The organism is Novosphingobium sp. Fuku2-ISO-50 (genome assembly GCF_001519055.1).
Lineage (GTDB): Bacteria > Pseudomonadota > Alphaproteobacteria > Sphingomonadales > Sphingomonadaceae > Novosphingobium.
Genome location: NZ_KQ954293.1, coordinates 52,157 through 63,928, shown reverse-complemented (window position 1 = coordinate 63,928; position 11,772 = coordinate 52,157). Strand labels below are relative to the sequence as shown.

Genomic DNA, 11,772 nt, shown 5'->3' with positions numbered 1-11,772 from the left:
CTCTCCTGCCTTCGCCAATCGGTCGTGGCAGGCGCTTCATCACCTGTCGAACGGCAGGGTCAGATCGACAGTCCGCCTTCGACCGGGATGACCGAGCCGGTGACGTAGGACCCGGCGCGCGAGGCGAGATAGATCGCCGCGCCCGCAACGTCTTCGGCCAGCCCGGTGCGCCCGCGCGGAACCATGCTTTCGACCATTTTGCGCATCGCGTCGGACGTGATCACCGTCATGTCGCTCTCGAAAAAGCCCGGCGCGATCGCGTTGACGGTGATGGCGTCGGCGGCGAGTTTCTTGGCCAGCGACTTGGTCAGCCAGTGGATCGCGCCTTTTGATGCCTGATAGCTGTAGACTTCGCGCGGGCCGATCTTGAGCGCGCCGACCGAGCCGATGTTGATCACCGACGCGGGGCGATCGGGCAAAGCCCCGGCGCGCAGCAGCGGCAGCAGCTTTTGCAAAAGGAAGAACGGTGTCTTGAGATTGAGGTCGAGCACGCTGTCCCACTGCTCCTCGCTGAACGTGTCGATTGGCGCATCGCTCAAGGTTCCGGCGTTGTTGACCAGGATATGCAGCGCACTTTCGCGCGCGGTCAGGTCAGCAACCAGCGCTTCGATCCCCGCCAGCGTCGAGACGTCGGCGGGCAAGCCGATCACATCGCCGGGCAGCGCCGCCGCCGCCGCTGCTACTTTGTCTGCATTGCGCGCGCAGATGTAGACCCGTGCGCCCGCGTCGGCCAATCCCTCGGCGATCATCCGGCCAATCCCGGCGCTGCCACCCGTAACCAGGGCGACGCGGCCCTTGACCGAAAACAGTGTCTGCGTGTCCATCAGCCGACAATCTTCAAAATGATGTCGCTGACCCCTTCAGGGTCGCCGACGATAAAGGCGTGGTCGCCCGGGTGGTTATGCACCGGCCAGCCCAGCGCGCGCGCGCGATCGTGCATCGCGGTCATGATCGTGTGCTGCGCGGCGACATAATCGACCGGGTGGCGGATCGATTCGGCACCCACAGCGATCGCGCATGTGGTCGCGCGCATCGGCTGATCGGACAAGTGGTCGAGCAACCATTGTTCGCGCGCCGGGTCCATCATGTGCGGATGCTCCCTGGCGGCAGCGCGCTGCATTTCGTCCACGCCCGAGCCGATCGGGCCTTGCCCGGCCTCCAGCATGGCATCGAGCCCCGCGGCCTCTGCCTCGGTTGCAAAACCCATCAGCGCTGCGATCCGTTCCCCGGCTTTGGCGATGATCGCATCGAGATAGATCACTCGCGACACACGCTCACCCGCTTGCGCCACAACGCCCGGCGCCACCGTCCCGGCATAGCTGTGGGCGACCAGCACGACATCGTTCAGGTCTTCGTATTTGAGCACGTTGACAATATCGAGCACATGCGTGGGATTGCCAATGTCGCGACCGATCAGATGCGCGCGCTCGCCAAATCCGGTGAAGGTCGGGGTATAAACGCGATGGCCTTTGGCTTCGAGCACTTCGCGCACGAATTTCCAGGTCCAGCCGCCCATGCCGCCGCCGTGCATCAGAACAAATGTCGTCATGGCTCAGGCCTCCGCCAGTTCAAAATTATCAATGAAGCCTTCGGGCAAGTCGGGGCCCCAAAGATAGAAGCTGTCCGCCGGGTCGTGATTGGCGTTGGCCGGCCATTCGCAAGTCGCCGGGATATAGTCGATATCCGCCGAATATTCCGCATGGCTGCCCCATGGATCGGTGGCATAGTAGAAGTAGTTGGCGCCCAGCACGTGGCGGCCGACACCCCAGCCTTTCTTGTACCCGGCGCGCAGCATCTGCGCCGAGCCGAGGCCGATTTCCTGCACCGATCCAACATCCCAACTGCAATGGTGCAGCCCGCGATGCGACGATGCCACCAGCGCGAGCAAGTGGTGATCGCTGCCGTGCGCGCCGTGCAGAAACGCCACGACGGCCCCGTTGCCGTCGGCAAGGCGCAGGCCGAGCACGTTTTCATACCAGGCGGTCGCGGCGATCACATCACTGGTAAAGATCGCAAAGTGCGACAGGTGGCGCGGGCGGGTCTTGGGGGCGACGGAGTTGAATACTGCCGCGCTTTCGCCGTCGCCCGCGCTGACGCATTCGAACGGGCTCTTGGTGTCCGGGGTCACTTTGGGCGCAACGCGGATGTTGAGCGGCAGTCCGTCAAAACCTTCGAACCACACGCCCGTGGCGTCGGCCCCTGCGGGCGGTGCGATCCGCTTTACGCCATGCGCGGCGAGATGCACGGCGAAGGCGGCCTCGTCCTCGGCGAATATGCCGAAGCTGATGTAATGCAGCCGCTTGGTCGGCGCCTTGAACAGGCGAGCCCAGCGGTGCGGATGGCCATGGGTATAGAGCGCGAGGCCCCCGTCCTCGTCGCGCACATCGAGCCCGAACGTCTCGTAGAAGCGGCGACCTTCGGCAAGATCGGGCACTTCGAGCGCGAAATGATCGATCGAATGAATGGCAAGGACGTTGGGGCGCTTCATTACACTCTCCTGCGCTTGTGCTTTATTCCGCGACGATCGGGTTGCTGAGCAGGCCCACGCGCTCGATCTCCACTTCGCACACGTCGCCGGCCTTCATCCACACTTGCGGATTGCGCGCCACGCCGACACCGCCCGGTGTGCCCATCACCAGCACATCGCCCGCTTCGAGCGTCATGAAGCCCGACAGCAGCGCAATCGTCCGCGCCACGTCGAAAATCAGGTTGCCGGTGTTCGAACTCTGCATGACCTGACCATTGACCCGGCATTCGATCTTCAGCCCTGCCGCGCCTGCGGGCAGTTCGTCGGGGGTCACCAGCCAGGGGCCAAACGCGCCGGTATCGTCAAAGTTCTTGCCCGCGGTCCATTGCGGCGTGCGCAGCTGATAATCGCGGATCGAGCCGTCGTTGAACACCGAATAGCCCGCGACATGGCTCAGCGCGTCGGCCTCGGCGATGTGCTTGCCTCCCTTTGACAGCACCACCGCCAGTTCGGCTTCCCAATCCAGCTGGCTCGACACTTTGGGCAAGATGATCGGCGCGCCGTGGCCGATCAGGCTTGAGGGGAAGCGCGCGAACAGCACCGGGAATTCCGGAATGCCAAGCCCGGATTCTTCGGCATGGTCGCGGTAGTTGAGGCCCAGGCAAACAATTTTCGAAGGCCGCACCACCGGCGGCAAAAAGGTGAGCGACGCGATGTCCACCGCTTCGCCGCCCGCCGCTTGCGCGCCTGCCTGCGCGAGTGTGCCTGCCGCGATATGCCGGTCGAGATCGGCAGCGGCCGCGTCCCACACCACGGTCGTGGTGTCACCGGTCTTTGCTGCAAGGCCGATCCGGCCGTCTTTGATCACTCGTGCAAGGCGCATGATTTGTCTCCCAAATTAGCTGCTGGCGCGCTGGCCGGTTCCACTGCCGGTGGCGGGCATCAGGTTGTTGCTCATTCCGCCATCGACCAGAATGTCGATGCCGGTAATATGGCTGGCCTGCGGGCCGATCAGGAACACGATCGCGTTGGCGACGTCCTGCGCCATCCCCAGCTTGCCCAGCGGGATCATCGCCTCTCGCTGGGCGCGGCGTTCGGTATCGTCATAGCCGGCTTGGGTCATCGGCGTATACGTCGGGCCGGGGGACACGGTGCTGCAGCGAATGCCGTCGCGCCCCCATTCAAGGCTGAGCTGGCGGATCAGCATGATCAGCGCCGCCTTGCTCGATGAATAGAACCCGAGTCCCGGCGTTGGTTGCGTGGCCGACAGCGACGCGGTGGCGACGAGCGCGCCGCGACTGGCAACCAGATGCGGATGCGCGGCTTTGGCGATCAGCCAGGTGGCGCGGGTGTTGATGGCATAGATCCGGTCGAACTGCTCGATCGTCTGATCGACCAGTGGCGCGCCCGCGATGATCCCGGCGTTGCTGACTACCGCATCGATCCCGCCCATGTGCGCCAATGCGGCTGCGACCAGCACATCGCCGCATTCGGGGTCGCCGAGGTCGGTCACGCAAGTGCCCGCCGCCGAACCGATCGCATCGGCGACTGCGCGCAATCCGTCCGCATCGCGATCGGTCAGCATCAGCCGGTGCGCCCCGGTGCCCAGCATTTCAGCCACTGCGCGGCCAATCCCGCTTGCCGCCCCGGTCACGATTACGCGCATCGCCGCTCTCCTCAATCCGCCAGGCCGAGTTCGGCCATCAACTGCTGGCGCAGCTTGAACTTCTGGATCTTGGACGCCGACATCGGCCATTCGTCAACAAAGCGTACGTGGCGCGGCACTTTGAACGAGGCAAGGCGATCGCGGACAAACGCGATCAACGCGTCCGGATCGACACTCTGGTCGCTGTGCAGCTTGATATAGGCGGCAGGAACTTCCTCCAGCCGGGGGTCGGGAATGCCGATCACTTGCGCCAATTCGACCGCCTCGTGCGCGCTCAACACCGCTTCGACTTCGGCGGCAGCGACGTTTTCGCCGCCGACCTTGAGCATGTCCTTGAACCGGCCATGAAAGCGCAAATGGCCGTTGGCGTCGAGCGAGCCGATATCGCCGCTGTGGTACCAGCCATCCGCATCCAGTGCCTCAGCCGTCTTTTGCGGGTCGCGGTAATAGCCGTCGAGCATATTGTAGCCGCGAATCCAGATTTCGCCGCGCTCGCCCACGGGCAAGTCGGCCCCGGTCTCCAGATCGACGACGCGCAGCGAAACGCCTTTCAGCGGGTAGCCCAGCGCCTCGAAGCCGAGTTCCGGGTCCATGTCATAGCCGCCGGTGGTCACCACGCCGCAGGCTTCGGACATGCCGAACGTGCCGACTTGCAGTGCATCGGGCATCTTGGCGCGATAGGCCTCGCCAACCGCCCTGGGCATCTGGCTGAAACAGGAATTCATCAGCCGCACCGAGCGCATGTCGGTCTTGTCCCAGTCCGGATGCGCGATCATCGCCTGATGGAACGTGACGAACGGCAGGAACACCATCGTCGCCTTTTCCGCCTCGATCTGGCGCAGGCTTTCGCCTGGATCGAAATGCGGTTGCCCGATATACGTTCCGCCGACCTCGATCGCGCCGAGCATGGCCAGCATCGCGGCGATGTGGAACAGCGGCATCGGCGACCAGACGCGTTCATCGGGGCCGAATGCCCAACGGTTGCGCGCCAGATTGCTGACTTCGCGACAGATCGCCTCGTTGCTCAGCAGACAGCCCTTGGGTTTGTCCGACGTGCCCGAGGTATAAAGGATCATGCACGTATCGCGCAGCCGCACCGCCAGCCGCATTTCGTGCACCGCCGCTTCGCTGGTGCGTTCGGTCGCCCTGTCGAACGCGGCCTGGTTGGTAAAGCCCGGCGCGTGCTTGCCGCCGTGCAGGATCAGCCGCCGCAATTTGGGCGCATCGGCCAGCACCGGCGCATCGTCACATTGCGCCAGCGCGGGAAATGCTTCGGTCATGCGCGCGACGAAGTCGACGAATTCATCCGCCTCGCTGTTGGTGACAACCGCCACGAGATCGGCATTTTCGACCACGTAACGCACTTCGGGCGCGCGATAGCGGGCGTTCATCAGCACCGATACGCCGCCGACCATGGCCACGGCGAACAGTGTTTCGATGAATTCGACGCCCGACGGCAACAGGATGCCGACATGATCGCCGGGGGCGATGCCAAGCCCGATCAGGCCACGCGCGCGCCGCAACACCGATTGCACGACATCGTCATAACTGCGCCGTCCGGTCGGGAATACCAGTGCTTCCTTGTGCGGCACCCGGTCCCACGATTTCAACAGCATATCGGCCAGCGGGCTGACGCTGATGCGCATGCTGGCGGGAATTTCGCTCATGCCTGACAAAACGCCACTCCCCCTCGACCGTATGTCATGCCGGTGTGACAGCCGGGCGCGCGCCCCTGTCCTTTCCGCCGATAGGGTCGCCGCTCAGCCACAGCCGACCAGCCCGCCATCGACCGGAATTTCGGCCCCGGTGATGTAGCCCCCGGCGCGCGAGGCAAGGAACACGATCGTGCCCGCGATTTCGTCGGCGCGGCCCATCCGGTGCATCGGAATATGTGCCAGGACTTTGGGATCGACGTCTTCGGCATCGCGCATATGCGCCGTCATCCTGGTCGGGAAAAAGCCCGGCATCACCGCGTTGACATTGATGTTGCGCGCCGCCAGATCGCCGGCCAGATCTCGGCTGAGCATGTGAATTGCCGCCTTGCTGGCGGAATAGGAATAGGCGCTCAATCGCTCGGTGACTTTGCCCGCGACCGATCCGATATTGATCACCCGCGCCGGATCATCGGGCGTGGCGGCGGCTTCGAGCTCGGGCAGCAATTCGCGCAACAGCGTGAAGGGCGCCTGGACATTGACCATCATCACCCCGGGCCAGGCCTTGTCGGGGAAAGAATCGACCGGTCCGCCCCAGGTCTTGCCGGCGTTGTTGACGATGACATGCAATTTTCCGCCACACGCGGCGCGCACGCGCCCCGCCAGATCGACGGCGGCTTCGGGTGATGACAGATCGCAGGGCAGCGCGATGCAGCGACCGAGCGCGGCCATTTCCGCCGCCGCCGCCTCGCAGGCATCGGCCTTGCGCGAGGTGATCGCGACTGTCGCGCCCGCGCGCAGCAACCCTTCGGCGATCATCCGGCCAAGTCCTTGCGCGCCGCCCGTTACCAGCGCAAACTTGCCCGACAGGTCGAACAGCGCGCTCATACGGTGACCACCACTTTGCCAAAGCTGTGCCCGCTTTCGAGGTAGAGCAGCGCCTCGGGCGATTGATCGAGCGTGAAAGTCTTTTCGATCACCGGCTTGATGCCATGCTTGTCGACAAACGCCAGCATGTCGCGGAAATCCTGTTGGTCGCCGACCTGACTGCCGACAATGCTGGCGCTTTTGAGGAAGATGCCGGTGGCGGTGACTTCGAACTTGTCGCCGGCGGTGGAGCCATAGATCACGATCCGGGCGCCCGGATTGATCGCGCGGACGTAATTGGCATAGCTCGGCGCGGGGGCGCCATCGAGCACGACGTCGATCCCGCCGGTCAGCTTGCCGACTTGCTTGCGCCAATCGGGATCGGTGTAGAGCAGGCCGCCCAATGCGCCCATCGCCTTGGCGCGGGCCAGCACATCCTCGTTTTCACCGGTGACATAAACCTTGGCGCCGTGGGCGACGGCAAAGGCCAGGCCGAACGTGGCAACGCCGCCGCCGATGCCGCTGATCAGCACGGTTTCGCCGGGCTGAAGCTGCCCCTTGAACATCAATGCGCGCCACGCGGTCAGCCCTGTGAGCACGGTCGCTGCGGCCTCCTCCCAGGTCATTTTGGCGGGCTTGGGGGCAAGGTTTTCGGCGGGGACACAGATGTATTGCGCCATGGTGCCGTCAAACGGCATGCCGAGCAGGCCGAATGCCGCCTGCGGGGCATGGCGGTTGGGCCCCCAGTTGCGACCGGGATAGATCACCACTTCGTCGCCGATTGCAGCGCCGGTCACGCCTTCGCCGATCGCATCGACCACGCCTGCGCCGTCGCAGCCGAGCGTGGTGGGCAGCACCATGCCCGGATAGAGCCCGCGCGCGATCCACATCTCGCGATGGTTCATCGACGCCGCCTTGATCGCAACGCGCACTTCGCCGGGCTTTGGCGTGGGGGTTTCGACTTCGGCAACGCGGACCGATGAAGGGCCGTCGGCCGTTTCGAGCAGGAGTGCTTTCATCTGGGGCTGTTCCTCAATCTGCAGGGGATCAGAACGAACGCGGCAGGCCGAGCGATTCCGCGATGCCGTTCTTGACCATTTCGTTGGTGATCGGGCCGATCCGCCACAGCCGACTGTCGCGCCAATAGCGCTGCATGTCGGTCTCGGCCGAATAGCCCATGCCGCCCAGGATCTGGATGCCCAGATCGGCGGCGCGGTTGGCGTTTTCCGACGCCATCAGCTTCAGCATGTTGGCCTCTGTGCCGACATTTTCGCCGCGCGCCTGCTTTGCCGCGCAGAAATGCAGCATCAGTTCGGTTGACGTCCGCATCGTGGCAATGTCGGCGATGTAATGTTGCAGGATCTGGAACTGGCCGATGATCTTGCCGAATGCCTTGCGCTGCCTGACGTAATCCAGCGCGTCTTCGAGCACGCCGTCGATCACGCCGAGGCAGAACGCGCCGACCATGATCCGTTCGTTGTTGAGCGTGGGCAGCAGCGTGTACCAGGCGCGGTTGGGCTCTGCCAGCACGTCCTCATCGGCGACGAAGGCATTGTCATAGACCACCGAACAACTGCCCATCGATCGCATGCCCAGCTTTGGCAGCGGGGTGATCGTGATGCCCGGCGCCTTGGCATCGACCCAGAACAGCGTCAGGCCCTGATGCTTTTTTTCGACGTTCCTGTCGGTCCGCGCGATGCACAGCAGGCGGTCGGCGACATGCGCGGACGAACTCCAGATCTTTTCGCCGTTGATCACCCAGCCGCCTTCGACTTTGGTGGCGGTCGTGGTCATGGTCCCCAGCAGATCAGTGCCGCCGGCAGGCTCGGTGAACGAAATCGCCGCCTTCAACTGCCCCGACGCGATCAGCGGCAGGTATTTGTCCTTTTGCGTGGGTGAGCCGTAAAGGCCGATCGATTTCGATCCGGCAAACGAGGTGATGCCCCAGATCCACGCCAGCCCGCCGAGGCTGCGCGCCAGTTCTCGGGCCAGCAGCATCTGCATCAGCACATCGCCACCCTGGCCGCCAAAGGCCTCATCGATGCCGATGCCGTGAAAGCCTGCCTCGGTGAATTTGTCCCACAGCGCGTGCGGATAGTTGTCTTCGTCCGCTTCGAGCTTGCGCGCCCAGTCCTTGGGGCATTCGTTGTCCACCCAGCGGTGGATCATGTCGCGAAAGGCGCGGTGCTCTTCCGGCAGGTCAAAATCCATTGCAGCGCAGCCTCTCTTATGCCGAGCCGTTGTGTGGCGCGATCAGTCAGCCTGCTCTGGCTCCAAGAGGGGTCGTGAAAACCTATCTGTGGATAGGAGATCGTTGTTGCACGGGGCGGCTTGATGCAGGATAAGCGCTGACAACAGGACGGGCCCGAGCCCGTTCGATCAAGGGTAGAGGTTTGTGAACATGGGCGTAGTTCCCACTACGATCGTGGCGCCGCGCGCCGCGCATCGCTATGTTCGGCGGCAGGCCATCGAAGATCTTGCCGAAACCGTCGGCGCGGCGCGCGTTGTCACGGTCAGCAGCCCGGCGGGTTTTGGCAAGACGACGGCGATGCTGCGTTGGGCAGAGCTGCTTCGGGCACAGGGGCGTCCGATCCTGTGGATGGCGGCGCGCGCGGGCCTCGATACGCTCGAATCGTTTCTTGCCGCGCTCGAACAGGCCTTGCTCGATGCGGGGCATTGGCTGCCCCGACAGCATGCGCCGACCGACTTGCGCGGCTGGTTGAGCGGTCTGGCGGCGCTGTCCGGGCCGCGTCCGGTGCTGTTTATCGACGATGCGCAGACGCTGCCGCGCGATATCCGCGAATTCATCGACCAGATCATTGCCAGCGCGCGCGACGGGTTGACCACGGTGATTGCCTCGCGCGGGGAGCCGGGCGTCAATCTCGCCCGTTTGCGCTCACTCGGGTACCTTGTCGAAGTGCGCGTGCGGCACCTCAGCTTCAGCGCGCAGGAAGCCGACGCGCTGATCCGTCAATTGCTGGGGCACGCGGTGCCTCCGGTAGAGATCCAGCGGATCGTTGCCGATACCCAGGGGTGGGCGGCGGGGCTGATTCTCGCCGCCGATGCCTGGCAGCGCGACACCGAAGAAGGCCATCCCCCGGCGGGTGGCACAACCGGTCTTCGCCATGAATTCGCCAGCTATTTCCATGAGGAAGTGGTTGAAGGTCTGCCGCAGATCCTGCGTGACTTTATCATCGATACCTCGATTCTCGGCGAACTGACGCCATCGGCCTGCGCGGCGGTGGTCGATACCGACGATGCCCGGATGATGCTGGAGGAAGTCTTTCAGCGCGGTCTGTTCCTGACCGAACTCGATCGCGAATTGAGTCGCTATCGCTATTATACCCTGTTTCGCGAAATGGTGTTTGGCCGGCTGATGAAACGGGCGCCCGACCGGGCGGCGCGGCTGCATCGGCGCGCAAGCCTCTATTATGCGGACAACGGCGATCTCCAGCTTGCGCTGGATCATGCCGAGCAGAGCGGTGACCGGGCGTTCCTGGCCGACCAACTGGAATTGTTGGCCGAGCCGATGATCTATGGCGGATTGCTGTACCGTCTGGATGAACTGGCGAGCCAACTGCCATGGGAATTGCAGCACACGCGCCCGCAGCTGTTGCTGGCGATGTCGTGGCGATGCAGTCGGCGGCTGGCGTTCAAATCGGCCGAACGCCTGATCGAGGCGGCGGCGGTGGCGATCGCTGCCAAAGTCGAAGGCGGCGAACTCGATGAATTTGCGGCGACGCAGATGGGTTTCCGGGGGCGCCACCGCCGCATCATGCTCGAAGCGGCGCGCGACAACATGCCCTGTGTCGAGCGCGAATCCGAACGCCTGCTTGAAGATCTGGGCGATGATCACCCCTATCTCAGTTGCACGCTGCTGGCGCAGTTGCTGTCGGCGCGGCGTGAACTCTATCACTTTCACGACATGCTGCGGCTGGAGGCGGAACTGCGCAAGGCGCTGGGGCGGCCAGGTTCGGATTTTGCCTCGATCGCGCTCAAATCTTCGGTCGCGCCGACGCTCGTGGCCCAAGGCAAGACGCAAATGGCGCGCCAGTTCCTGACCGAAGCGCACAAGCTTGCCGTCGCCATCGAAGGGCGGATTTCGGGTCTCGCCGCCTTGCCCGCGCTGCCGCTGGCCGAACTGCATTACGAATGCGGCGAACTGGAGGAGGCAGCGCGATTGGTCGAAGGCTATCTGCCGTCGATCCGCCAATGGGGCTTTGTCGATCAACTTGCCTCGGGCTTTCTGGTGCGCGCGCGGCTGGCCGCCGCGCAGGGCGATCTGGCGAGCGCGTTGTCCGGGCTGGAAGAGGCGCATCTGGTCGCGATCGAATGCGGGCTGGACCGGTTGCGCGCGCTGGTCATTTCCGAACAGATCCGCATGCTGGTCAAAATGGGGCAGCTCGATCAGGCAGAAAAACTGTTCTGGTCCAGCGATCTGAAATTTGATGGCGAGCCGGTGCCCACGCTCAATCCGACGCGGCTCAATGAATGGATGTCGATTGCCTGGCTGCGCCTGGAAATGCACCGTTTTCGGCTGGTCCGGTCGCGCAAGATCGCGCAGCGCTGGCTGGAATTCGTGCGCAAGCGCGGGGCGGTGCGCTCGGCGGTGACGTTCGAGTTGTTGCTGGCGGAAATCGCGGTGCTGTCGGGCAACCGTTCGGAAGCGCGCCGCGCGCTGCGCTCGGCGGTCGAACTGGCCGAGCCGGGCGGCTGGATGCGCCCGTTTATCGACGAGGGAGAAGCGATCGCGTCGCTGCTGATCGAATCCTATGGCAGCGGGCCGGTACTCGATACGCCCGTAGACCGCTTTGCAGCGCGGCTGGTGTCGATGCTCAAGGGCCGACCGCAGATCGAGGAAGAAGATGAAGACGAAGATTTCGGCCTCGGCAGCGGCCTTTCGCAGCGCGAAGTGGAAATCCTCACGCTGGTCAACGGCGGCTTGCGCAATCGCGAGATCGGCGATCGGCTCGGTCTGACCGAAGGCACGGTCAAATGGTACATGCAGCAGATTTATGACAAGCTGGGCGTGCGCCGCCGACCGCAAGCGGTGATCCGCGCACGCCAGTTCGGCATTCTCGCCTGATTGTCGATCCCTATCGAAGGACAGGGTGCCGCGC

General features: G+C 64.0%; 10 protein-coding genes. 1 reads left to right on the top strand and 9 read right to left on the bottom strand.

Features of this window, described 5'->3' with window-relative positions; translation table 11 throughout:
• Positions 1-59: 59 nt before the first annotated feature.
• The 9 genes from AQZ50_RS12515 to AQZ50_RS12475 all read right to left on the bottom strand — a co-directional run bounded on the left by AQZ50_RS12515 (position 60) and on the right by AQZ50_RS12475 (position 8,863).
• A complete protein-coding gene (locus tag AQZ50_RS12515) occupies positions 60-824 on the bottom strand; it encodes an SDR family oxidoreductase (protein ID WP_067746805.1) in 765 nt (254 codons plus the stop codon).
• Positions 824-1,549 (bottom strand): alpha/beta fold hydrolase, encoded by a 726-nt coding sequence (locus tag AQZ50_RS12510; protein ID WP_082703626.1) that lies wholly within the window; start codon positions 1,547-1,549, stop codon positions 824-826. Before AQZ50_RS12510 ends, AQZ50_RS12515 begins: the two co-directional genes overlap by 1 nt.
• Before the next feature lie 3 nt (positions 1,550-1,552).
• Positions 1,553-2,488 (bottom strand): VOC family protein, encoded by a 936-nt coding sequence (locus AQZ50_RS12505; RefSeq protein WP_067746804.1) that lies wholly within the window; start codon positions 2,486-2,488, stop codon positions 1,553-1,555.
• Between the two features lie 22 nt (positions 2,489-2,510).
• Positions 2,511-3,350 carry a fumarylacetoacetate hydrolase family protein gene (locus AQZ50_RS12500; protein WP_067746803.1) on the bottom strand — a complete coding sequence of 280 codons (840 nt, stop codon included), beginning with the start codon at positions 3,348-3,350 and terminating at the stop codon, positions 2,511-2,513.
• 15 nt (positions 3,351-3,365) lie between these two features.
• Complete coding sequence (locus AQZ50_RS12495; RefSeq protein ID WP_067746802.1) at positions 3,366-4,133, bottom strand: SDR family NAD(P)-dependent oxidoreductase; 768 nt, start codon at positions 4,131-4,133, stop codon at positions 3,366-3,368.
• A gap of 11 nt (positions 4,134-4,144) precedes the next feature.
• On the bottom strand, positions 4,145-5,800 hold the full coding sequence (locus AQZ50_RS12490) for a class I adenylate-forming enzyme family protein (RefSeq protein ID WP_067746801.1): 1,656 nt from the start codon (positions 5,798-5,800) through the stop codon (positions 4,145-4,147).
• A 93-nt stretch (positions 5,801-5,893) separates the two neighbouring features.
• Complete coding sequence (locus tag AQZ50_RS12485; protein ID WP_067746800.1) at positions 5,894-6,673, bottom strand: SDR family oxidoreductase; 780 nt, start codon at positions 6,671-6,673, stop codon at positions 5,894-5,896.
• Positions 6,670-7,671, bottom strand: a complete 1,002-nt coding sequence (locus AQZ50_RS12480) for a quinone oxidoreductase family protein (RefSeq protein ID WP_067746799.1) — start codon at positions 7,669-7,671, stop codon at positions 6,670-6,672. Before AQZ50_RS12480 ends, AQZ50_RS12485 begins: the two co-directional genes overlap by 4 nt.
• A gap of 28 nt (positions 7,672-7,699) precedes the next feature.
• Positions 7,700-8,863, bottom strand: a complete 1,164-nt coding sequence (locus tag AQZ50_RS12475) for an acyl-CoA dehydrogenase family protein (protein WP_067746798.1) — start codon at positions 8,861-8,863, stop codon at positions 7,700-7,702.
• 190 nt (positions 8,864-9,053) lie between these two features.
• Between AQZ50_RS12475 and AQZ50_RS12470 the strand changes: the two genes are divergently transcribed.
• Positions 9,054-11,738 carry a winged helix-turn-helix domain-containing protein gene (locus tag AQZ50_RS12470; protein ID WP_197412475.1) on the top strand — a complete coding sequence of 895 codons (2,685 nt, stop codon included), beginning with the start codon at positions 9,054-9,056 and terminating at the stop codon, positions 11,736-11,738.
• Positions 11,739-11,772 lie beyond the last annotated feature (34 nt).

Coding starts and splice junctions, on each gene's coding strand:
- AQZ50_RS12515 (WP_067746805.1), bottom strand. CDS start 824: ATGGACACGCAGACACTGTTTTCGGTCAAGGGCCGCGTCGCCCTGGTT.
- AQZ50_RS12510 (WP_082703626.1), bottom strand. CDS start 1,549: ATGACGACATTTGTTCTGATGCACGGCGGCGGCATGGGCGGCTGGACC.
- AQZ50_RS12505 (WP_067746804.1), bottom strand. CDS start 2,488: ATGAAGCGCCCCAACGTCCTTGCCATTCATTCGATCGATCATTTCGCG.
- AQZ50_RS12500 (WP_067746803.1), bottom strand. CDS start 3,350: ATGCGCCTTGCACGAGTGATCAAAGACGGCCGGATCGGCCTTGCAGCA.
- AQZ50_RS12495 (WP_067746802.1), bottom strand. CDS start 4,133: ATGCGCGTAATCGTGACCGGGGCGGCAAGCGGGATTGGCCGCGCAGTG.
- AQZ50_RS12490 (WP_067746801.1), bottom strand. CDS start 5,800: ATGAGCGAAATTCCCGCCAGCATGCGCATCAGCGTCAGCCCGCTGGCC.
- AQZ50_RS12485 (WP_067746800.1), bottom strand. CDS start 6,673: ATGAGCGCGCTGTTCGACCTGTCGGGCAAGTTTGCGCTGGTAACGGGC.
- AQZ50_RS12480 (WP_067746799.1), bottom strand. CDS start 7,671: ATGAAAGCACTCCTGCTCGAAACGGCCGACGGCCCTTCATCGGTCCGC.
- AQZ50_RS12475 (WP_067746798.1), bottom strand. CDS start 8,863: ATGGATTTTGACCTGCCGGAAGAGCACCGCGCCTTTCGCGACATGATC.
- AQZ50_RS12470 (WP_197412475.1), top strand. CDS start 9,054: ATGGGCGTAGTTCCCACTACGATCGTGGCGCCGCGCGCCGCGCATCGC.